The sequence below is a fragment of the Butyrivibrio sp. genome, assembly GCF_024699075.1.
Genome location: NZ_JAILQF010000214.1, coordinates 1 through 24,984 on the forward strand (window position 1 = coordinate 1; position 24,984 = coordinate 24,984).

19 protein-coding genes are annotated in these 24,984 nt (G+C 39.7%); all 19 read left to right on the plus strand.

All coding sequences use genetic code 11. From position 1 onward, the window contains the following. Positions 1-4 precede the first annotated feature (4 nt). Complete coding sequence (locus K6G87_RS08325; RefSeq protein ID WP_296835813.1) at positions 5-1,051, plus strand: DMT family transporter; 1,047 nt, start codon at positions 5-7, stop codon at positions 1,049-1,051. Between the two features lie 88 nt (positions 1,052-1,139). After that, entirely contained in the window at positions 1,140-1,706 is a 567-nt protein-coding gene (locus K6G87_RS08330; RefSeq protein WP_296835767.1) for a DNA-3-methyladenine glycosylase I, read from the plus strand. 467 nt (positions 1,707-2,173) lie between these two features. After that, complete coding sequence (locus tag K6G87_RS08335) at positions 2,174-4,948, plus strand: FAD-dependent oxidoreductase (RefSeq protein ID WP_296835816.1); 2,775 nt, start codon at positions 2,174-2,176, stop codon at positions 4,946-4,948. A 216-nt stretch (positions 4,949-5,164) separates the two neighbouring features. Then, the gene (locus K6G87_RS08340; protein ID WP_296835769.1) at positions 5,165-6,799 is read left to right on the plus strand and encodes a class I adenylate-forming enzyme family protein; all 1,635 of its coding nucleotides are present in this window, start codon (positions 5,165-5,167) and stop codon (positions 6,797-6,799) included. A 71-nt stretch (positions 6,800-6,870) separates the two neighbouring features. Continuing rightward, a complete protein-coding gene (locus tag K6G87_RS08345; protein ID WP_296835771.1) occupies positions 6,871-7,200 on the plus strand; it encodes an anti-sigma factor family protein in 330 nt (109 codons plus the stop codon). Between the two features lie 88 nt (positions 7,201-7,288). After that, on the plus strand, positions 7,289-8,230 hold the full coding sequence (locus tag K6G87_RS08350) for a PfkB family carbohydrate kinase (RefSeq protein WP_296835774.1): 942 nt from the start codon (positions 7,289-7,291) through the stop codon (positions 8,228-8,230). Positions 8,231-8,404: 174 nt separating this feature from the next. Continuing rightward, complete coding sequence (locus K6G87_RS08355; RefSeq protein WP_296835777.1) at positions 8,405-8,908, plus strand: hypothetical protein; 504 nt, start codon at positions 8,405-8,407, stop codon at positions 8,906-8,908. A gap of 57 nt (positions 8,909-8,965) precedes the next feature. Next, entirely contained in the window at positions 8,966-10,255 is a 1,290-nt protein-coding gene (locus tag K6G87_RS08360) for a hypothetical protein (RefSeq protein WP_296835780.1), read from the plus strand. Between the two features lie 75 nt (positions 10,256-10,330). Continuing rightward, positions 10,331-11,722, plus strand: a complete 1,392-nt coding sequence (locus K6G87_RS08365) for a radical SAM protein (RefSeq protein ID WP_296835784.1) — start codon at positions 10,331-10,333, stop codon at positions 11,720-11,722. After that, a complete protein-coding gene (locus tag K6G87_RS08370) occupies positions 11,719-12,993 on the plus strand; it encodes a hypothetical protein (protein ID WP_296835787.1) in 1,275 nt (424 codons plus the stop codon). The genes K6G87_RS08365 and K6G87_RS08370 overlap by 4 nt, the downstream gene beginning before the upstream one ends. A 65-nt stretch (positions 12,994-13,058) precedes the next feature. Next, positions 13,059-15,953, plus strand: coding sequence for a DNA polymerase I (polA, locus tag K6G87_RS08375; RefSeq protein ID WP_296835790.1), 2,895 nt, complete (start codon positions 13,059-13,061; stop codon positions 15,951-15,953). Positions 15,954-16,103: 150 nt separating this feature from the next. Next, positions 16,104-16,718, plus strand: a complete 615-nt coding sequence (gene coaE / locus K6G87_RS08380) for a dephospho-CoA kinase (RefSeq protein ID WP_296835792.1) — start codon at positions 16,104-16,106, stop codon at positions 16,716-16,718. 116 nt (positions 16,719-16,834) lie between these two features. Next, the gene (locus tag K6G87_RS08385) at positions 16,835-18,982 is read left to right on the plus strand and encodes a cell division protein FtsA (RefSeq protein ID WP_296835794.1); all 2,148 of its coding nucleotides are present in this window, start codon (positions 16,835-16,837) and stop codon (positions 18,980-18,982) included. A gap of 152 nt (positions 18,983-19,134) precedes the next feature. Then, on the plus strand, positions 19,135-19,932 hold the full coding sequence (locus K6G87_RS08390; protein ID WP_296835796.1) for an MBL fold metallo-hydrolase: 798 nt from the start codon (positions 19,135-19,137) through the stop codon (positions 19,930-19,932). A gap of 297 nt (positions 19,933-20,229) precedes the next feature. Beyond that, positions 20,230-20,502, plus strand: coding sequence for an ACT domain-containing protein (locus K6G87_RS08395; protein WP_296835799.1), 273 nt, complete (start codon positions 20,230-20,232; stop codon positions 20,500-20,502). A gap of 101 nt (positions 20,503-20,603) precedes the next feature. After that, complete coding sequence (locus tag K6G87_RS08400; protein ID WP_296835801.1) at positions 20,604-21,968, plus strand: PFL family protein; 1,365 nt, start codon at positions 20,604-20,606, stop codon at positions 21,966-21,968. A gap of 473 nt (positions 21,969-22,441) precedes the next feature. Then, on the plus strand, positions 22,442-23,293 hold the full coding sequence (locus tag K6G87_RS08405) for a hypothetical protein (RefSeq protein WP_296835804.1): 852 nt from the start codon (positions 22,442-22,444) through the stop codon (positions 23,291-23,293). Between the two features lie 264 nt (positions 23,294-23,557). After that, a complete protein-coding gene (locus K6G87_RS08410) occupies positions 23,558-24,133 on the plus strand; it encodes a hypothetical protein (protein WP_296835807.1) in 576 nt (191 codons plus the stop codon). A gap of 276 nt (positions 24,134-24,409) precedes the next feature. After that, on the plus strand, positions 24,410-24,984 hold a 575-nt coding region (locus K6G87_RS08415), incomplete at its 3' end, for an NUDIX hydrolase (RefSeq protein ID WP_296835810.1).

The window sequence follows — 24,984 nt, forward strand, 5'->3', positions numbered from 1 at the left end:
GGATTTGGACTATAAGAAACTGAATGCAATTATATATGCAGTACTTGCTGCATTGTTTTATGCCATAAACATACCATGTTCAAAAGTGCTGCTTAACAATGTGTCACCGACATTCATGGCGGCATTTCTATACCTTGGAGCTGGATTTGGTGTCGGTATTATGTATATTTTTCATACCAAAAAAGAATCCCGGGAAGAAAGGCTTGGGAAACTGGATATACCATATACTCTGGCAATGGTTGTTTTAGATATTATAGCGCCGATTTTGCTGATGATAGGTGTGAAGTTAGGGACAGCAGCTAATGCATCACTTCTTGGAAATTTTGAGATCGTTGCAACAACGTTGATCGCATATGGGCTTTTCCGGGAGAGAGTATCCGCAAGAATGTGGGGATCCATATCTCTTATTACAGTGGCAAGTATAGTACTTTCAATTTCGGGAGAAGGGAGCTTTTCTTTTTCATTGGGTTCGATATTTGTCATTGGTGCGACTGTCTGTTGGGGACTTGAAAATAACTGTACAAGAAAGATATCCGGAAAAAGCACTTATGAGATAGTGACCATAAAGGGAATCGGGTCAGGAACAGGATCGTTCATAGTTGCTATGGTGCTTGGAGAGAGCATCCCCGGATTTTCATATATTGCATTAATAATGATGCTTGGATTTGTTGCATACGGGCTTAGCATATTTACATATATCAGGGCACAGAAAACTCTGGGGGCAGCAAAGACTAGTGCTTATTATGCAATCGCCCCGTTTATCGGAGTGGCACTGTCAAGTGTATTCTTGAAAGAAAGATTCACGCTGATGTTTATTATTGCGCTGATAATAATGATCGCAGGAACTGTCCTTATTGTTAGGGATACATTGATACATAGCCATAAACATGCACACACACATCTGATAATACATACACATGACGGCACTACACATACACATACTATTGTTCACTCACATGATCACGTTCATGTGATCAATGAAGGAAAACATGGACATACGCACAGTGTAGAGGAACTGGAAAATGATTTGGGACATGGGGGAACATCGTAGGATAATTTTTTAGTGAATTATTATTGTCAAATGGAGTGACGGCTCTTGCTAAAGAGTAGTTCACCTTGCGACAACGAAAGGAATAATTATGACTAAAGAAAGTGATTGCAGATTATGGGCTGCAAATGATCCTCTTCTTATAGAGTATCATGATCATGAGTGGTGTCATATCTCACATGATGACAGATATATTTTTGAGATGCTCTGCTTAGAGGGGCAGAGCGTTGGGCTTTCCTGGAGGACTATTATCAATAAAAGAAAAGAGTATCAAAAGGTATACTTCAACTTTGATATTGATAAGTGTGCTTCATTAACAGATGAGTATCTAAACAGCCTTATGGATGATACCGGGCTTATCAGAAACAAGAATAAGATATTCAGTGTCAGAAATAATGCTATAGCAGTAAAAAAGATCATTAAAGATCATGGTAGTCTGGATTCATTTATTTGGTCATATACAGAAGGAAAGCAGATAATCGGGCGATGGGAAAAGGCAAGTGATATACCCACTGAGACGGAAATATCCAGAAAAATGAGTAAAGATCTTAAGAAGCTTGGAATATCATTTGTAGGTCCTGTCATCACTTATTCCTTTATGCAGTCTATCGGTATGGTAAATGATCATCTTACTGACTGCGCATACAGAATATACTAAAATACTATCTTATGGCTGCGCATACAGAATATACTAAAATACTATCTTATGGCTGAGCATACAGAATATACTAAAATACTATCTTATGACTGCGCGTACAGGACATACTAAAACATCTTACAAACTGTACATAAAAGATATACTAAAACATCTTTTTGCAGACTGAAAAATGCAATGTCATCAACGAAAAAACATCCATACAACTTGAGTTTTCTAAAGGCATAGGCGTGGTATAGGGCTTTGCAATGCAGAATTTTCCTAGTTTCTAATAGGATTTTTGAACGGAATATAGTAGAATAGAGGTATAAGAGTAAGGTGTTTAAGTGTCTTTACACATAAGACATTTATACATCTTATCTTAATCTATTACGTTATTATTTATGGCAATCAATAATAACTGATCAATGTATTCTTAGGGAGAAGAAACTATGGGAAAAAGTATGGCAGAATGGAAGCCCGGAGACCCTATGATCAATGAAAGGGATTTCTGGCAGGATCCTGATTATGTTGCAGAGGATCCGGAGAAAGAACAGCTGGTACTTAAGCTTGCGACTCTGATCACAGATCGTTATGTTAAAAAGCTTACCGGCAAACTCAATAATCGTGATCCGGAGTATTGGATGCTGGATCATGTTCTTAAAAAGGAAGAAGTAAGATTCCTTCTGAATTTCAAGAAAACCCGTGTACCGTACAGTGTGCCTGAACTTGCACAGATGAATAATATGTCCCGGGAGGACACTCAGAAGATGGTAGAGCATTTGAGGTGGCTTGGCATCATCGAGCAGAACAGGGCCAAGACTCCTGATAAGCACCTTCAGTATGAGCTTCCTATATTTGTACCTGGATCAGCAGAATTTATGATGATGCAGGATGCAGTTACAGATGCTTATCCTGAGATGGCTACCTTCTTTAACCTTATGACTCAGCTTCCGCTTGGTGGAATTACACAGATGGTTCCTCCGGGAGGAGCAGGAATAGGTATGCATGTCATTCCTGTAGAGAAGGCTATAAGTGCAGAAAGCAAGTCTGTACCTGTTGAACATCTTTCCAGATGGATCGATATGTATGACAAATTCGGAATATCAGAATGCTCATGCCGTAAGCAGCAGACCATGAGAGGTGAAGGAAGTGGAGAGATCCGCGGAGAATACTGTATCGGAATGGGCGATATGGCTGAATACATGGATGATCGCGGAATAGGTCATTATGTATCCAAAGAAGAGGTTTATGAGATCTTAGAGCGTGCAGAAAGACATGGATACGTTCATCAGATCACAAACATAGATGGAGAAGGCAAGATAGTTGCTATATGTAACTGCGCTCCAGGCGTATGTAATGCTCTTAGAACATCACAGCTTTACAATACTCCTAACTTGTCAGCTTCTGCTTATAGAGCACATGTTGATAAGGATAAGTGCGTTGCCTGCGGTAAGTGCGTTGAAGTCTGTCCTGTTGGAGCAGCAAAGCTTGGACAGAAGCTTTGCAGGAAGGATGGCAGCAGCGTAACATATCCAAAGACAGAGCTTCCTGACAACAAGAAGTGGGGCGTTGATAAGTGGAATTATAACTACAGAGATGATGCCAAGATAAACTGTTATGATACAGGTACAGCGCCTTGTAAGACAGCCTGCCCTGTTCACCTTTCTGTTCAGGGTTATATCAAGATGGCTTCCGAGGGAAGATTTGATGATGCACTTAAGCTTATCAAACAGGACAATCCTTTCCCTATGATCTGTGGTGCTATCTGTAACAGAAGATGTGAAGATGCCTGCACAAGAGGAACTATTGATAAGCCACTTGCAATTGATGAGATCAAGAAGTACATAGCTTCGCTTGATCTTAACAAAGAGGACAGGTATGTTCCTTTATGTGAAAAGCATGATGGCGGCATGTGGGGCGATGAGTTTAAGGTCGCAGTCATTGGTGGAGGCCCTGCAGGTCTTGCCTGCGCATACTTCCTTCGCCGCGACGGATATCTTGTTACTGTTTTTGAAAAAGAGAAGCGTCCAGGCGGAATGCTCATGAATGGAATCCCTTCATATCGTCTGGAAAAAGATATCATTGATGCTGAAATTGACGTAATACGCAAGATGGGCGTTGAGTTTAAGACAGGTGTAAATGTAGGAGAAGATGTAACGATCGACTTATTAAGAAAGCAGGGCTTCAAAGCATTTTTTATCGCAGTAGGATGTCAGGGCGGAAGACTTGCAGGAGTTCCTGGAGAAGATGCAGACGGAGTAATGACCGGTGTAGATTTCTTAAGGAAAATAAACCTTGATAACACCATTAAGATTCATGGCGAAACTGTAGTAGTTGGTGGTGGTAATGTTGCTATCGACGTTGCTCGTACAGCTGTAAGAGCAGGTGCTTCCAAGGTTACCATGCTGTGTCTTGAAGGCGAGCATGAGATGCCGGCTGCAGATGACGAAGTTGCAGAAGCAAAAGAAGAAGGCATTGAAGTCAGAAACGGCTGGGGGCCTAAAGAGATCAAAGTTGAAAATGGTAAAGTCGTAGGGATCATTTTCAAGAAATGTACAAAGGTCAAGGATGCTGACGGAAGATTTAATCCTCAGTATGATGAGAATGAAACCATAGAGATTGCCTGTGAGAATGTCCTTCTTTCAATCGGCCAGTCCATACAGTGGGGCAAGCTCCTTGAAGGAACTAAGGTCAAACTCAGACCAAACGGCGGCATTATAGCTGATCCTCTGACTCTTCAGACTGATGAACCTGATATATTCGCTGGCGGTGATGTATACACAGGACCTAAGTTTGCAATTGATGCTATAGCAGGAGGCCGCGAAGGCGCTGTATCCATCAACCGTTTCGTTCATCCTGGTAACAGACTTGATCTTGCAAGAGACAGACGAGAATTCATAGAGCTTGATAAGGATGATATTCATGTTGAACAGTTCGATAATGCAAAGCGTCAGATTCCAGGAAAGAAAGCCGGAATAGCCAAGGATACATTTGAAGATCTGCGCCTTACCTTCACGCCTGAGCAGGTTAAGGTTGAGGCCGGAAGATGTCTTGGATGCGGTGCTACAACAGTAGATGTTAATCGCTGCATAGGATGCGGACTTTGTACTACTAAGTGTGAATTCGACGCAATCCACATAACAAGGGATATTCCTGAGGCAAGTACCATGGTAAGATCTGAAGACAAGCTCAAGATGGTTGGACCTTATGCTATAAAGCGCGGATTTAAGATCCTTAAAACCAAGGTTACCGGAAAAGACTGATAAAATAAAAAGTGCAGGTGGAAAGCCACCTGCATTTTTTATTACCATTTCAAAATACGAAAGAATCGGAAGTCACAACCTTGACGATATGTTGTAATTATGATAACTTTAATATTATACGTTGATGCGTTAAAGTGAAAAAGAGAGATTATCTTATGGTGGAAACAGACTCTTTTGACACATCATCAATAAAAGGTTAAAGGGGGACCACAGGCTATGCCCGTAACAGAGTTACTTGAAAGAAATGCAAAATTATATCCGGATGAAGTAGCGCTAGTAGAGCTCAATCCGGAGATGGCTGACACAAGACGCATATCTTGGAAGGAATACGATCTTATAGAGCCAACCAGATTTGAACCTTACAGAAGAGAGATCACATGGAAGGTCTTTGATGAAAAGGCTAACAGATTTGCTAATCTTCTCATAAGCAGAGGTATCAAGAAAAATGATAAAGTCGCTATAATAATGTACAACTGCCTTGAATGGCTTCCTGTTTATTTTGGGGTACTTAAAGCAGGTGCTATCGCAGTGCCTTTCAATTTCAGATATGATGCTGAAGAAATTGTGTATTGTGCGGAACTGGCAGAAGTTGACATTATAGTATTTGGTCCTGAATTTATAGGACGTATTGAAAGCTATGCTGAGCGCCTTTCAAAGGGGCGTCTTCTTCTTTATGTTGGAGACAATTGCCCAAGCTTTGCAGAAAGCTATCGAGAGCTCGTGGCTGATTGCTCAAGTAAGTCTCCGCACCTTCCTATTACGGATGATGATTATGGCGCAATTTATTTTTCTTCAGGAACAACGGGATTCCCAAAAGCTATCCTTCATAAGCATCAGAGCCTTTCTCAGGCTGCAGAGATGGAAGCAAGACACCATGGTACAGGACGTGATGATGTATTTTTGTGCATACCGCCTTTGTATCATACAGGAGCTAAGTTCCACTGGATGGGAAGTCTCTTTGCAGGAAGTAAGGCTGTGCTCTTAAAGGGTGCAACACCTGAAGTTATATTATCTGCAGTATCTTCCGAGAAGTGTACTATAGTATGGCTTCTTGTTCCGTGGGCTCAGGATATTCTTGATGCTCTTGACAGCGGAAGACTTAAATTGTCTGATTATACACTTGATCAGTGGAGGCTTATGCATATAGGAGCTCAGCCGGTTCCACCATCACTTATAAAAAGATGGCTTGAATATTTTCCTGATCACCAGTATGATACTAACTACGGCCTTTCTGAATCAACAGGCCCCGGATGTGTACATCTTGGAGTTGAGAATGTTGATAAGGTCGGTGCTATCGGAGTTCCCGGATACCGCTGGGAGTGCAAGATAGTTGATGAAGATGATAATGAAGTTGAAAATGGTGATGTCGGAGAGCTGTGCGTTAAAGGACCTGGCGTTATGACATGCTATTATAACAATCCGGAAGAGACAGACAAGATCCTCAAAGATGGATGGCTTTATACAGGTGATATGGCCATGCAGGATGAGGACGGCTTCTATTTCCTTGTAGACCGTAAGAAGGATGTTATAGTAAGCGGCGGAGAGAATATTTATCCTGTTCAGATAGAGAATTTCATCAGAACATACGATAAAGTCAAGGATGTAGCTGTTATTGGAATACCAGATACAAGACTCGGTGAAAAAACAGCTGCCATAATTGAAGTAAAAGATGGTATGATATGTACAGAAGCAGAAATCGAAGAATATTGTATGGGACTTCCACGATATAAGAGACCCAAGACAATTTTCTTTGAAGAGATACCACGTAATGCCACAGGCAAAATAGAAAAACCTAAGCTTCGTAAGATGCATGGTGCAGAGAATCTTGTTGCCATGGAGAACAGAAGCTAGGCTGACATCAAGAGATTGATTGAACGCTGTTCATTTGATCTCGCCCATTAAGGGTTCATAGAAAGGCATATATGACACATAAGGAAGCTGAGCGGTGCATACCCTCTTTTTTCGATGATTCAATTGATAACCTTGAACTGGCAGAGTTTTTGGAGCATATCGACAATTGCCCTGCTTGTAAAGAAGAGCTGACTATTCAATTTCTTGTCAACAGAGGTCTTCAGAGCCTTAGCGAAGGTGATGAGTTCAATCTGTCGGGAGAACTTGACAAAAAGCTTTCGAAGGCGCATGCTCGTTTGAACAGGCTTTACAGACTCGAAAGATTTTCCTGGGTACTTAGGGCCGTTGTAGTAGCTGAATTTATCGTTCTTTTTGTGTTAACGTTTCGTCTGCTTTTCTAATGAGGCTTTATAGTTGATCATTTTTTGAAGTACTTAACTTGAGGCCTTTAACAGACATTGAACCATATTGAAAGGAATCAAAGTAGTAATGGGTATAGTTGTAATTGGTGCAGTTTTTGTTGATATTAAGGGTTATCCTTCCATGCAGTACATTGCCGGAGGAAGAAATGTTGGTAATGTAATTCAGGTACATGGCGGTGTAAGCCGTAATATTGCAGAGGATATAGCCAATGTCGAGCTAAGGCCCACATTTGTCGGACTTGTGGATGATACAGGTATTGGCAATGATGTAGTTGATAAGCTTAGAAATCATAAAGTTAATACCAAATATATCAGAAAAGTCAAAGACGGACTTGGTTCCTGGCTTGCGGTATTTGATAATTCAGGTGATGTTGTCGCATCCATCTCAAAGCGTCCTGATCTTAGCGAGATAGGAAGAATCCTTGAGGAGCAGGGTGATGAGATATTCAAGGAAGCTGACAGTATCATTATTGAATTTGATATGGAAAAAGATATACTTAAGAAAGTATTCGCTCTTGCATCAAAGTATGACAAAAAGGTATATGCTGTAGTTTCAAATATGACTATAGCGGTAGAGAGAAGAGATCTTCTTAAAAACTGTGCATGCTTTGTCTGCAATCAGCAGGAAGCAGGAATTTTCTTCTCAGATGTTTATGATGATATGGAGCCTGATCAGCTTAGAGAGATACTTGTATGTAAGCTGAAAGCATCACAGATTCCGAGGATGGTCATAACACTTGGAGAGAAAGGTTCAGTATATGCTACTTGCGAAGGCGAGTCAGGATATGTTAAGTCCAAGCAGGTTGTAGTAACAGATACAACAGGTGCCGGAGATTCCTTCTTTGCAGGAGTTGCAATTGGTCTTACATATGGCAAGACTTTCGAAGAAGCCTGTGAGATAGGAACAAGACTTGCAGCATCTGTTATCGCAACTAAAGATAATGTATGTCCAAGGTTCCTTCCGGAAGAGTTCGGACTTGATGCTTCCAAGATCAAAGATTTTGAGTAAATAGTGATAAAACATAAAGATACCTATCGCCATGTTTTGTAACCGTGGCGGTAGGCATTTGTTTTTTTGTCGTAATAAAATTACGTTTCATCAGATATGATTGTTAATTGCAAATAATGCTAGTAAAATCCACTTATACGGCAATTAGTCAAATGAACAGGAAAGGAAGAAAATATGAAATATAATCTATACAAAAAGTTTATAATATGTGCTTCTTCAGCCGCAGTTCTTTTAACTGGTTGTGCTGATATTAGTCTTGATAAATCAAACATAGATGAATCAGGCATAGAAGAATCAAATGCTGAAGAATCAGTTGAAGAATCAAACATAGAAGTATCAGCCGAAGATATAAGCGATAGTAGCCTGGAAACTTCATCTGAAGAAGCGGATGATGAGACGTCAGAAGAAGTTTTTGACGAAGAGGCGGCTTTAAAAGCAATCCTTTCTAAGTCAGAACTTCAAAGAAAAGAAAAAAACATTTCTTTTGTTGATGACTTTGATGGTGATGGACAAAAAGAAGGCTTTTTCTATATTGGTGATGAATACGACGGAGATTATAACGAGTTTTACGGAGAAATATGGTTCGCCAATGAAGATGAAGAGCCATGGTTTTGCTCTGATTTTGGCGGAACATATGACGCTGCACTTATTCCGGAAATCGCAGTTTTCGAGAAGTAAAATTGCGTGTCTGTCACCAATGTGAAGAAGTTTATTTAAGAAATTGGGGAATAAAAAATGGCTAGAAATAAGAGGGTTAAACGCAGGGAGAGAAAACTGCGCGAGGAGAGAAGAAAAAAATACTATGATGAATTAATTCAAAATTCGATGGCTGAGAGTAAAAAAGTAATCTGGGAACATTCTCCAATAAATAAAATCGCAAGTAAAATATTTGTAGTTGGAATATATTATTTTTTATTCATGCTCATTGGATCGGGTATAGTAGTTCTTTTTGGTAATGGATTTCGTAATATCTGTAAATCGCCTTCTTCAGACCCTATAGAAATAGTTGATACATCCAAATCTAACAATTATCATCTTGATGAAATACTTGATTATGATATCTATGTAAAGCCTGATAAGTCTGATGGTTCACTTTATATAACATATGATATCAGCTGGCTTGTACTTGACTCTGATAAAGAAAAACTTACATGGGTCAAGATAGGTATACCAAATAAATACACAGAAGACATAAAGGCTCTTAGCAATAATATATCCAAGATAGGCTATTTGGATGATTCAGGAGATTATGTACGTATTGATTTTCGGAATTCCTACAAGGAAGGTCAGGCTGTTGATTTCTCTTTTTCAATCCATGCCCACAGATTATATAAAGAGGATGGTTCAAACAGACTCTATTCTTTCACTCCGGGATGGTTCCATGATATTGATATTGATAACATTGAGGTTATATGGGATATTTCCGAAATCGAGGGAGATATCATTCCTCAATGTCCTTATGGCAAGCTTATGACAACTGAAAATAGCATATCTTTTTACGGTTCGTTGAATGCAGGCCGCAAGTTTGAGACTATCATAAAGATGCCGGATAGCGCATTTGATAATGATGATCTTTACGAAAAAGAGATTTCGGAAGATCTTTCAGGATATATGTTCTGGTTTGTGCATGCTTTTGGATTTTTAGCTTTTTGTTTTGGATGCCCCTTGATCGCGTATCTTGTATTTTATGCTAAAGCTATTATCTGGTCAGTTGATTCATATCAGAAAGGTAAAACATATCTGTGCCAGGACGAATCATCAATAGCAGGTTACATGCGCAGATTTCGCAAGGAACACGAAATTGAATATGAAGAGATAAAAAGAGAAGCCCATAAGTTTTATGAGGATATAAAAGGCAGTGGTTCCGGACACGGAAGAAGTTATGGTGGAGGCGGCTGTGCCTGTGCATGTGCCTGCGCCTGTGCAGGAGGCGGACGCGCCGGATGCAGCACCAAAGATTTCTATGGTACAATACTAAATACTGAGCAGATTCATAAAGTATATAAAAGCACGAAACAAAAATAAGAATAGCAAGACAAAATTGTATATTGCACGTTTGAACTAAAAGATAAAGCAAATTAAAAAAGGACGACTTAACCTATGCTGTTAGAAAAACGTTATGAATTAAAATATTGGAACGAAGTTGCGCATACAACCCTTAATCCAAACGGACCGGGAGCTGTGCGTATACACCTTGTTCCTCCCAAATTCTTTCTTGTCAAGAACGCGCCATCCATCTGCGTTCTCAATGGCCAGTACCTCCTTCCACTTGGAGAGTCTCAGGCAATTCTTCTCACAGAATTCATCCGTCATGTTAATGCCTTCGGCGAAGGTGTTATGAGTGACGATCAGTTAAAAGAGCTTCTTGAAGATACCTACAAATGTGTTCAAAAGGTTTACCCAAGAGTGCCTAAAGACATGATCGCAGAAGATCTTGATCGCCTTGTTGGAATGCTTGAGGATGTGGCACTTACAGGATATACCAAAGAGAATATCCCACTTCTCTCAATCGGAGAGTATGCGCCAAACATGACAGCGCCGCATAGAATGGACCTTATGGTAAGCGCCATGACTAAGGATGGCAGATGGAACTGCAACCAGAAGTGCGCATACTGCTATGCTGCAGGCCAGGCCGCATCATCAGAAGAAGAGCTTTCTACGCAGGACTGGATAGATGTAATTGATGCCTGCTACGATGCCCGCATCCCGCAGCTGACCTTTACAGGCGGCGAGCCAACTATGAGAGATGACCTGTGCGAGCTAATAACTCATGCAAGATGGTTCGTAACAAGGCTTAATACAAATGGTATAAATCTGACAAAAGAGCTGTGTGAAGGCCTTCGTAAGGCTGATCTTGACTCAGTTCAGATCACTTTTTATTCTCATGATAAAGAAGTTCACGAGAATCTTACAGGCGCAGGAGCTTTTGATAAAACAGTTGAAGGCATCAGAAATGCTATCGCAGCAGGCCTTTCTGTTAGCATCAATACTCCGCTTTGCTCGCTCAACGCTGATTATGAAAAGACACTTGAATTCCTTCACAGCCTTGGAGTTATCTATGTTACATGCTCTGGCATGATACCGTCCGGCAATGCTGTTCGCAGTGCCCAGCAGGCAGATCAGCTATCCGAATCTGAACTTACAGATCTTTTGAAAAAAGCGACTACCTACTGCGCAGAAAATGAGATGGAGATCCAGTTTACATCACCAGGACAGGTTTCTGAAGAAAAACTTCGCGAAATGGGTCTGAACGTTCCATCCTGCGGAGCATGCCTCAGCAATATGGCTGTAACACCAAGCGGTAAAGTTGTTCCCTGCCAGAGCTCTCTTTCTGAAGAGCCACTAGGAAATATACTTGAAGATTCCTGGGACAAGATCTGGAATAGCAAAAAGTGCAGATCTATCCGCGGCGAATCAGCCAAGATGCTCCAGAAATGTCCTTTAAGCGAGGCAAATAGTAGTGATTTTACAGGAGAAGCAGGGAGAAAATGAGTAAACGTAGAGCAAAAAGAAGGCGCAACAAGGGCACATTAAATGGAATACTAAGCGTATTAAAGTGGATAGCTGCGTTTTATTTTGGAATTTTTATTTTGGTTTTTTTGCTGATCATTATTTTTGATGATGATACTCAGGATAATGAAACTGAGAATAATGAGTCTGTTAGTAGCGAAGTTGTAGAGGTCACTAGAAGCGAAACTTCCGAAGAATCTGAGGTCCAGGATAATAGCAGTTTATATTACGACTATTCTGATTACAAAGACGGAGATTATTTCGATATATCCGGCTACGATACAGATAACCTTGATGAAATTCTTTATTATGTGATCTATGTAAGGCCTGACATGACCGATGGATCTGTATACCTTACTTATGATATTCGCTGGCTTGTGCTTGATTCTGATGATGATAAGGTATCCTGGGTTAAGATAGGTATACCAAATAAATTCACAGAAGATATCAAGGCTTTATCTGACAACATAGATAAGATCAAGTATATAAGCGATTCCGGAGATTTTGTACGAATCGATTTTGATGATTCCTACGAGGAAGGTCAGATCATAGATTTCTCTTTTTCCATACACGCACATCAGTTATATCACGAGACAGGATCTATAAGGCGTTACGATTTTACACCCGGATGGTTTGATGAGATCGATGTTGAGTATGTCGAAGTAAGATGGGATGTATCCGAAATTGATGGAGATATCGAACCAAGATGCATGGATGGCCAGATCAAAGAAGATGATGGCATTGTATCTTTTTACAGCTCCCTTTCTGCAAGAGAGAAGTTCAAAACAACCATCGACCTTCCGGACAAAGCTTTTGAAACAGATGATACCTATTCAGAAGAGCTTAAGGAAGATAAGACAGAAGATGTAATGCTAGCGGTAGGCTTTATCGCCTTCTTTGCTCTTATCTTTGGATGGCCTTTTATTGGATATCTGATCTTCTACATCAAGGCATTTTTCTGGTCAGTTGATGCTTACAATAAAGGTAAGATGGATACGTTCGCTACGGAGAACTCTTTTGGCGACTATATGCGCAAGTACCGCAAGGAGCACCATATAGAGTATAGCAAGCTGGATAATACAGTTCATACTTATTACACATCCAGTGGCCGTGGTCACGGCGGCGGTGGCGGATGTGCCTGTGCTTGTGCGTGCGCTTGTGCCGGAGGAGGACGTGCCGGATGCAGTACCAAGGATTTTTATGGTACAATACTTACGACAGAGCAGATTCACAAAGTTCATGACAGATCATGATGATCTGAAATTATCGATATTCCCAGGCTCGTTCCTGGGAATATATCTATAGAAAGAGGACAACTATGACACAAAAGCTTTTACTTGTCGATGGACACAGTATTCTTAACAGGGCATTTTATGGCATGCCTGATCTTACCAATTCCGAAGGGCTTCATACTAATGCGGTAATTGGATTTTTAAATATTTTTTTCAAACTTCTTGATGAAGAAAATCCTGATTATGTAGTTGTAGCATTTGATACAAGTGCACCTACCTTCAGACATAATATATTCAAAGAGTATAAAGGAACACGTAAACCTATGCCGGCAGAGCTTCATGAGCAGGTGCCGCTTCTTAAAGAGGTACTTGATTCTATGGGCGTAAGGCGCTATGAAGAGCCGGGCCTTGAAGCTGACGATATCTTAGGAACACTTGCAAAGAGAGCAGAAGCTCAGGGCATGATAGTAACTCTTGTTTCAGGTGATCGTGACCTTTTGCAGATAGCCAGTGACAATATTCTCATAGCTAATCCTAAGACCAAGGGCGGTCAGACAACTGTGGAGCGTTATCATACTCAGGAAGTTATAGATGAATGGGGCGTAACACCTGAAAAGTTTGTAGAGCTTAAGGCTCTTATGGGAGATTCCTCTGATAATATTCCTGGTGTTCCAAAGGTTGGACCTAAGACTGCCAAGGAGCTTATGCAGACTTATGGCTCAATTGCAGGAATCTATGAGCATGTAGAAGAGATAACCAAGAATGCCATAAGAGAGTCACTCAAGGCTAATAAAGAAAGCTGTGACCTTTCCTATACACTTGCTCTTATAAAGACTGATGCTGACTTTGAACTTCCATGGGATAGTGCAAAGCGTGTTAACTATTTGAATGAAAATGCATACAAAGAGTATAAGAGACTTGGCTTTAAGAGACTTTTGTCAAAGTTCTCTGAAGAAGTTGTTAATAATGCATTTTCAAGTCTTGAAGACGAATCTGCTAATGCTGGCGGAGCTTCGGAAGCTGGTACAAAAGAAGGCGTATCTTCTGCTGCAGGCAAAGAGTCTGATATAGAAAGTATCTCAAAAAGTGTTCCTCAGAAAGTTGAAGCTGAATCCGTAACATCTTTTGACAAGGTTGTGGAGATAGTTAAGGCTGCCAGCGATTATGCCGCAGGTCATGATGACAGATTCATAGGCTATAGCGTAATTGAAGATTCCAAAGATGATGATGACTTTTTGGGACTTGGAATATCATTTGAAGAAGGCAAAGCATATTTTCTCAGACAGACAGAGAAATTCACAAAGGAATATGCAGGCAGGGTTTTGGAAGAGCTGTCCAAAGACTGCAGACTTGCAACCTTTGATATCAAGAATACATACCACCTTTATACTCCTTATGAAATTGACCATAAGAAGGAAAAAGGCAATTTTGATATACTTATAGGCGCTTATCTTATAAATCCTTTAAAGGACGATTATGCTCCTGAAGATATAGCATCAGAGTACCTTGGAAGGATGATGAAGAGCTATAAGGAGCGTTTTGGTAAGAGCTTGTTAAAAGAGCTGATTGAAGTTCCAAAGCAGATGACACTTGATTTTGGAATTCCTATGCCGGAAGATACCAAGAAGAAGTCCAAGAAGACAGCAGGAACTGATATCCTTCCGGAAGATGCACTTGTGCAGATAGTAGAGTATGCAGGAGAAGTTGCCAATACCGCACTTCTTGCAGCAGGAATTATAGAGAAGAAGCTTGAAGAGACCAAGATGTCAGATCTTATGAGAGATATCGAAATGCCTCTATCTTATGTCCTTTTTGCTATGGAAAAAGAAGGAATTATCTGCAGACGTGATGCTCTAAAAGAGTATGGTGATAAGCTTACCGGAAGAATAGCTGAGCTTGAGCAGAATATTTATAAAGAAGCAGGAGAAGAGTTCAATATCAATTCTCCCAAGCAGCTTGGGGTTATACTTTTTGAAAAGCTTGGATATGAGGGAGGCAAGAAGACCAAGACCGGCTATTCAACCTCAGCTGATGTACTTGAAAAGCTTGCACCTGAGCATCCTTTTGTCAGAGACATCCTTGAGTACAGAGCACTTGCAAAGCTTAAGAGCACTTATGCTGACGGCCTTGCAGACTATATTGAATCAGATGACAGGATCCATACTGTATTCAATCAGACGATCACAGCTACAGGAAGAATATCATCTTCAGAGCCTAACCTTCAGAATATTCCTATGCGTACAGAACTTGGACGTGCTATACGTAAGGTATTTGTTCCAAAGAATGGATATGTATTTGCAGATGCCGATTACAGCCAGGTAGAGCTGAGGATCCTTGCAGATATGTGCGCTGATGAAGGTCTTTTGGAGGATTACAGATCAGGTAAGGATATTCACAGAGCAACAGCTTCAAAGGTATTCCATACACCTTTTGATGAAGTAACAGATACCCAGAGAAGAAATGCCAAGGCTGTTAACTTTGGTATTGTATACGGAATAAGTGTTTTTGGTCTTGCTAATGATCTTGGTATATCAAGAGAAGAGGCTAAGGGATACATGGAAGGATATTTCCTGACTTATCCCGGTGTTAAAGCTTATCAGGAGGGCGCAGTTTCTTTTGCCAAGGAGCATGGATACAGCATCACAACATTCGGAAGAAGAAGGCCTATACCTGAACTTAAGGAATCCAATTTCATGCGCAGAGCGTTCGGCGAGCGTGTTGCAATGAACGCGCCTATTCAGGGAACTGCTGCTGATATTATGAAGATCGCTATGATAAGGGTATTTATGAGACTTAGGAAAGAGAACCTTAAGTCAAAGCTTATCCTTCAGATCCACGACGAACTTCTTATTGAGACAGCACCTGATGAAGTTGAGATCGTAAAGAACCTTCTCACAGAAGAAATGCAGAAGGCTGCAGATCTTAAAGTGCCGCTTATTGCAGAATGCAGTGTAGGTAATGACTGGTTTGAGGCTAAGTGATCATAGATTATGGATCCTTTGTAAATGACAAATATGATGTAACAGTTACTGCCATGCGCTAAGTGATCATAAGTTTTGTATCAGGTATAACTTGCTACTTTTGATACTTACTTTATAAGACAATAAAGACCTGTCGGAGCGTTAGAACAGATGAAACTTATAGGTGTAACAGGAGGAGTTGGCGCAGGTAAGAGCGCCCTCCTTACAGAAGTATTGAATAAGTATAATTGCAAAGTTGTCTTTTCCGATAATGTGGCTAATGACGTCAAGAAAAAGGGAATGCCTGCTTATGATAAGCTGGTAGAGCTTTTAGGAAAAGAAATTCTTTTAATAGAAACAGATGGTTCTTTGGGCGAAATCGATAAAAAGAAAATGGCCCAGGCTATATTTAAAGATGATGAATTGTTACAAAAGGTAAATGATATTCTTCATCCTGCAACTAATGATTATATAAAAGATGTCATAGCCAATGAGAGAGCTAAAAACGAAATAGATTATCTTTTTGTAGAAGCAGCTCTTCTTATTGAAAACGGGTATAAAGATATCGTAGATGAGCTGTGGTACATCTATGCCAGCGAAGAGGTAAGAAGACTGCGTCTTAAAGAGGCGAGAGGATATTCTGACGAGAAGATCGACAATATCCTTGAAGCACAATTATCTGAAGAAGAGTTTAGAAGAAACTGCGACTTTGTGGTAGATAACAGTAGCAGTATTGAAGCTGCTCTTAAACAGATAGATGAACATCTTTCATCTAAAAAGAGTTAAGTATTTAAAATATTCAGCCGATATAAGAGTGTAGGGTTATAAGTTCCATTACTATTTGAATAGATTTATTTGAGACGATACTGTGATTTTTTATGTCATTGCAGGAGGCACAGAACATGCCAAGTCTGGAACAGAAAGATCAAAACGTTGTATTCGGCCTTGATATTGGTACAAGAAATGTTGTCGGAACTGTAGGTTATATGAAGGACGGCAAGTTTTTTGTCATTGCTCAGAAATCCCGAGGTCATGAAACAAGAGCCATGCTCGATGGACAGATTCATGACATAGGCAAGGTTGGAGCGACAATTAAGACTATCAAGAATGAACTTGAAACTGAGACTGATATACATCTTACTGATGTATGTATAGCAGCTGCAGGTCGTGTTCTTCGCACAGTCGAGACTTCCTACGAAGAGGTCCTTGATGATTCAAGGTCTATTACTGATGAGGATATCTACAATCTGGATTCCAAGGCTGTAGAACAGGCTTATCAGGAATTTCTGAAAAATAATGATTCAGATCTTAAATTCTATCTGGTCGGCTATTCAGTTCTTCATTACTATTTGAATGATTATCAGATCAGTAATCTTGAAGGTCACAATGGCGGCAAAGTTAAGGTAGAGCTTATTGCTACTTTCCTTCCTGATGACGTTGTTGATGGTCTTTATAAAGCCTGTGAGAGAGCTGATCTTGCAGTTGCAAATCTTACTCTCGAGCCTATAGCTGCTATCATGGTTGCAATCCCTGAAAAGTTTAGACTACTAAATCTTGCTCTTATTGATGTAGGAGCAGGAACATCTGATATATGTGTTACGGACGGCGGAACTATAACAGCTTATGGCATGATCCCTACAGCAGGAGATCATCTTACTGAGACGATTGCTCATCACTGTCTTGTTGATTTCAATACTGCTGATCAGATCAAGATTGATGCATCCCGTAGTGATACTGTTACCTATACAGATATCATGGGCCTTGAAAAGACCATCACCAAGGATGAAGTTGACGGTGCCATAAAGCCTTTAGTAGATCAGATGGCTGATGAAGTTACCAAAGAGATAAAACGTTTAAATGGTGATAAACCTGTAAGTGCTGTATTCGTAGTCGGAGGCGGCGGATGTGTAAGCGGTTATACACAGGCTATAGCCAAGAATATGAATATATCTGAAGAAAGAGTTGCACTAAGAGGCGAAGAAGTCATGAAGGACTTTGAGTTTCTAAATGCAGGTAACTTTGCCAGAGACTCACTTATGGTAACGCCTCTTGGTATATGCATGAGCTATTATGAAGATACCAATAACTTTGTATTTGTATCATTTAATGGCGCTCAGACCAAGATATATGATAATGGTAAACTTCAGATCGTGGATGCTGCCATGCAGGCTGCATTTCCTAATGAAGATCTTTTCCCAAAGAGAGGTCAGACTCTAAAGTTTACATTAAATGGTGAGGAGAAAATAGTTGCAGGTTCGCCCGGAGAATCAGCTGTTATCATGCTTAACGGTAAGCCTGCAGATATTCATAGTAAGATCCGCGCCAACGATATTATTGAGGTTAAGCCATCTACAGCTGGTGATCCCGGTACGATGGAGATTGGTTCACTTGCAGAGTTTAAGTCGACTTTTAAAGTTAATGTTGATGGCAAGGAAGTTATGGCATCAAGGTTTGCTACTGTTGATGGGCAGCCGCAAACTTCGTATTACAAGATAAAGCCTGGTGATGAGGTTAAGATCCTTGATTATGATACGGCTGAGCAGATCGCCAAGCTCCTTGATATAGAGATCACTCCTGATACTCTTATTATGATCAACAATGAAGAGGGAGACTTGGATACACCTGTTTATGAGAACTTCAAGGTTGAGTTTAAGTCAAGAGAAGATGCTCTTATGGACTATTACAGGGATATTCCTGATGCCGACGTTGTTGCTATGGAGCAGGAGAACGAGGAAGCTTTTGAAAATGCCGGCGAAGCAGCTATAGCAGATGATAAGGACTTTGATCAAAGTGCTATGGATGAAGCGGTTGATTCGACAACACCTGTCAAAAACATCCTGGCTCATGACCTTCATGTACTTGTCAATGGATCACCTGTAACACTTCATAATAAGGCTAATTATATCTTCGTTGATGTATTTGATTATATTGACTTTGATTTGAGTAAACCTGAAGGAAGAGGCATTGTGACAATGCTCAACGGCGGATCTCCAAACTACATGCAGCCGATAAGTGAAGGCGATAACATCGAAGTATACTGGAGAAAATAAATACAGAACATCAAAAAGAAGCCTTTAAAGGCTTCTTTTTTGGTGAAGATTTATGATGAATTATTATGCAAATTGATGTATTCTGTACTATAGTACATGTACCATTTACATCCAGTAAAAGGGAACGAGATTAAAATGAGGGCGGGGGTAGTATGAGATTTGTAAGTCTGTCATCCGGCAGTAGTGGGAACAGTACCTATATTGGTTCTGCAAATACGCATATTCTGATTGATGCAGGATGTAGCAGGAAGAGGATAGTAGATGGTCTTAACAGCCTTGATATTGACCTTCCTGATATTAATGGAATCTTTATTACACACGAACATTCTGATCACATAGCTGCTCTTCGTCTTATCCTGAAAAAATATGATATTCCCGTATATGCAACAAAAGGAACCATACAGGGAATAAGAGAAGCTGATAAGAAGCACGAGATGGACGACAAAGAGTTTCATGTTATAAGAAGTGATGAACCTGTTCTTATGGGTGACATAACAATAAATCCCATGCGAATATCACACGATGCCAGAGAACCTGTAGGATTCAGAATACAATGTGAAGGCAGAAAGGCAGCGGTTGCAACAGACCTTGGCTGTTATGATGATTATATAGTAAGCTGTCTTCAGAATATGGATGCACTTCTTCTTGAAGCTAATCATGACGTAAGAATGCTCCAGACAGGACCTTATCCGTATCAGCTTAAGATGAGAATAGCAGGTAATCAGGGACATCTTTCTAACGATATGTCGGGAGAACTTTTATGCAAGCTTTTAAATGACCATATGAAAGGAATAGTTCTTGGTCATCTTTCTGACAAGAACAATCTTCCGGAACTTGCATATGAGACAGTAAGACTTGCTATAGATATGGGGGATAATCCTTACCATAGTTCTGATATACCTCTTTACGTAGCAAAGAGAAGCGAAGTATCGCAGGTAATTGAGATCTGATCTTAAAGAATGTTATTGCGATTTAGTTATATCGTTATTATTGCGTTTTAGTGATAGCGTTGTTATTGTGATTTAGTTATAGCGTTGTTATTGTGATTTAGTTATAGCGTTGTTATTGCGATTTAGATATAGCGTTATTATTGCGTTTTAGTGATAGCGTTGTTATTACGATTTAGGGATGGAGTTTTTATTATAGACGGCGCTGTTATAGATTGAGTTGTTGACTTATAAAAATGTTGTAATAGGATGTCAATTGACATTTTATCATGTTATTTGAAATATAAAGGAGAAGCAGTCATGAAAAGAGCAATTATAACTGTAGTAGGCAAAGATACCGTGGGCATTATCGCCAGAGTATGTACATATCTGGCTTCTGAGAAGGTTAACATCCTTGATATCTCACAGACAATCGTTTCAGGTTATTTCAATATGATGATGATCGTAGATGTAACAGGCCGTGATGCTGAGTTTGGAAGAATTGAAGAAGAGCTTTCCAAAGTTGGTAATGAGATGGGCGTTGTGATCAAAATGCAGCGTGAAGATATATTCGATTCAATGCATAGGATTTAAAGTACATAGAAGTATATAGAAATACGTCCATGTACTTTTGGATATGTACAGTTACATCCTGTAACCAGGCAAAGTTACACCTTTAAAGAAAGAGGAAGCACATGATTAATATTACAGAAGTATCTGAAACCAATGATATGATAGAAAAAGAGAACCTTGATGTCCGTACAATAACTATGGGCATAAGTCTTCTTGATTGTATAGACTCTGATCTTGACAAGCTCTGTGAGAAGATCCATGACAAGATCTACAATTCAGCCAAAGACCTTGTTGCAACAGGAGAGCAGATATCCAAGGAATATGGTATACCGATCGTTAATAAGAGAATATCTGTAACACCTATAGCCATCGTAGGCGGCGCAGCCTGCAAGACTTCGGAAGATTTTGTTAAGATTGCAAAGACTCTTGATAAGGTTGCTCATGAAGTAGGTGTTAACTTCATTGGCGGTTATTCTGCACTTGTAAGTAAGGGAATGACCAAGGCTGATGAGCTTTTGATAAGATCCATACCACAGGCTCTTTCACAGACAGAACTTATCTGTTCTTCCGTTAATGTGGGTTCTACCAAGACAGGAATCAACATGGATGCAGTACGTCTCATGGGAGATATGGTACTTGATACAGCCAAAGCTTCTGAGAATATAGAAGTTAACGGATGTGCCAAGCTTGTTATATTCTGCAATGCTCCTGATGATAACCCGTTCATGGCAGGCGCTTTCCACGGCGTTACAGAAGCTGACAGGATCATCAATGTCGGCGTATCAGGCCCTGGTGTTGTTAAGACAGCTCTTTCCAAAGTTCGCGGCGAGAATTTTGAAGTCCTTTGTGAGACTATCAAAAAGACTGCATTCAAGGTTACAAGAGTTGGACAGCTTGTTGCCAAAGAAGCTTCAAAAAGACTTGGAGTTCCTTTTGGAATCGTGGATCTGTCACTTGCTCCAACACCTGCTATCGGTGATTCAGTAGCTGATATCCTTTGCGAGATAGGTCTTGAGCATGCCGGTGCACCTGGAACAACAGCAGCTCTTGCTCTTTTAAATGATCAGGTCAAAAAAGGTGGTGTAATGGCATCTTCTTATGTTGGCGGACTTTCGGGTGCTTTCATTCCTGTTAGTGAAGATCAGGGTATGATCGATGCGGTAGAAGCAGGAGCTCTTACACTTGAAAAGCTTGAAGCTATGACCTGTGTATGTTCAGTAGGTCTTGATATGATTGCAATTCCTGGTGATACAAAGGCTACAACTATAGCTGGTGTCATTGCTGACGAGATGGCTATTGGTATGATCAATCAGAAGACAACAGCAGTCAGACTGATTCCATGCATTGGCAAAAAAGTCGGCGACAGTGTAGAATTTGGTGGTCTTCTTGGACATGCACCTATTATGCCTGTTAATTCATTTGACTGCAGCGCATTTGTAAACAGAGGCGGAAGAATCCCTGCTCCTGTTCATTCATTTAAGAACTGATCCTGCACTTGTCACATGGTATTACTGTCACATGTTATTACTAAAATCTGTAACATTATCTTTATAACGATGTAGCCAGAAAAACTATTATCTTAAGATGATGAGTAGATCACATGTTAAAAGACATCCTTGTGATTTTGAACAAAATAGAAGTCTTTGTTTTGTGCAATTATCAAATAAAATAATAATGTGATTATTATCATGATTGCGTGGCCCTTTATAATGGGGCCACGTTTTTTGCTAAAAAATTCTTCCTAACATTATTCTAAAAATTTCAGCCATATTTCTACAGAATTGACGTTGCATGAAGAAGTCATTTTACTTTATATTGTAAAAGATGCATTGAACTTGCAGATGGGGGTCTGCATTTACTGATGAGATTAGCTTTTGAAATAGTCTTTTAGTGAAGAGATAATAAAATTTGATGCAGCACAAAAGGAATTATAGTTATTGTTTCAGGGAGGAGTATTTCCATGAATCTTACAGAATCTTTCAAAATAATTCGCAAGAACGATGCGGATAAAATGGCTGACTTTTTTGTTAAGAAGGGCGATGTTGCAAATCTTATCCTTCAGGAGATGAATTGCACAGAGACTAAAGAGAGCGTTGCTCATATGACAGGCAGCATCTTTGATCTTGTGTCTCTTATGCAGAATATAAGGACAATTGAGTCGGGAACATACATTCGCATGGCATCCAAATATATTCGCACTTATGGCAAATATAAATTCCCTGCCCTTTATAATCTGGGAATGATCCTTGATAACAATCTTAAGATTGCTTATGTTAATGATAACTGGGACAAGGTTGCTTTAAAGAATCCTCGTGCAGGTGCTGCTCTTGAGCGTGCGTATGAAGAACTTAAGAGAAGAGCTAAGGATTACTCTTCAAGAAATTTATACTGCGAGCTTCAGTGTGATTTTGTTACAAGCTGGACTAATGGAAAGCCATCTTACAGACACGAGAGAATCTGCGATTTCTATTTTCACAAATATGATGAAGAGAGAATGCTTGATTCTAATCCTGAACTTATAAAGTGGGCGCTTCTTAAATTATATGAAGGATATTTTGTAACATTCTCACTCCTTGCTTATAACTATATGACCAAGGATAGCGAAGTTCTAACACTTGGATTTCGTTATGGTATCTTGTATGAGATGGTCAATAACTTTGGAGGACGTGCAATAACATGTCTTCTTCCTGATCTTGGACCGAATGTTCAGCAGATAGCAGGAGACAGATATCTTGCCCTTTGCTGCCCTAAGGAAGCAAGAAAAGGTACAGTAAAGTGCATGGATGCTTTCCATCCTGTATTTGAGGGATGATTTTTTATCTGAAAAACTAAAGCCATGGCGCTTAAAAACCTCGATATTCACGAGATTTAGCGTCATGGCTTTTTTATGTTTTGCGGAATGTATAAATAAATGTATTACAAAATGTACCATTCATCCCATAAAACAGACATTTCGTCGGATTGCGAACACAAGAAGTACTAAATGAGGTAGTATTTATAAGTGCCTTGCGGCATGACTTGTGGGCGTTAAATATAAATCCCATATATTATTATTTTATTTTGGAGGACGGTAAAGATGAGAAAAATAATTAAGATTGTAGCAATAATGGCAATGTCGCTTTCGCTTTGTGCTTGCAGAGTGGCTACTGAAACAACATTATCAGAAACAGGCAAAATAACGGTAACTGTCAATAATAATAAGGTTAAACTTAACCATGTTGAGTTTGAATTCCCTGAGGATTACAGTCTTAAAGAAGGACTTATAAAAGATCCTTATGGTATGTCTTATGTTAATGTCAAAAACGATGATGGCGAATTAATAGGAGTAGCTGCTGATGGCATGTATTCAGAGGATATTGATGAAGATAATATTGCAGACGCTGTAAATGACATCTATATGGCATTTCACGATGTTGATGAGCCACTTCAGATGAATGAAGATCCATTTGTTTATGGAGATGAACTTACAGCTCTTGTTATCCAGCTTGAGGATGGATATGCAATATTCATAGCAGAAAATGATACACCTAATTTTGTATATACAACACAGGTAGAAGATGCTGATGAAGACGATGCTATTACAGATTTTATAAAGTCTGCAGTCGAGCAGATGGGCAGCGAAGAAGATTACGAAGCATTCTTTGGAGCTTAAATAAATACTATATACAATTTACATCCTGTAAATTGTAACATCTCAGGCTTAAAGCAGCAGATAATTGTGTGATTATCTGCTGCTTTTTGGTAGGATGCTTTATTTTATGATAAATAGTCAGAGAAGATGAGACTGCATGTTATATGGTCAATATGACTATATAGCATACCAATATGCTATCGCTTTTTTGTATAAAATTAACTCTTGCATAATATAGTCAGATAGACTATATTATATATAGTCAAAGCGACCATATGAAAACAAAGGAGGACGGGAATGTATAGACCGGAATCTAAAGAGGAAGAAGAATTTTTAAAAAATTATAATCCGGGTAAATATAAGAAGCCATCAGTTACTACAGACATAGTAGTATTTACAATGTCAGAAGAAAGGAAACTTTCAATACTTCTTATAAAAAGGAGTGGATATCCTTATAAGGATCATCTGGCACTTCCCGGAGGCTTCGTGGGAATGGATGAATCAATAGACGAGGCAGCAGCAAGAAAGCTTCAGGAAGAAACAGGCGTTGGCGGTCTACCGATCATCCAGTTTGGATCATTTGGAGATACTGACAGGGATCCGAGAATGAGGGTTATCTCAATATCTTATATGGCTTTTGTTCCTATTCAAAAGCTTGAAGCTATAGCAGGAGCGGATGCAGCGATATATGAGATAGATAAGGATGAGGATAAGCTGGTACTTGTAAATAAAGGCCTTTCGATTTCAGAAGATAACCTGGCATTTGATCATGCAGTGATAATAAAGACTGCACTTGAAAGACTTGCAGGAAGAATAGAGTATACACAGGATGCTTTTTCACTTCTTCAAAACGAAAAGTCTTTTACCATACA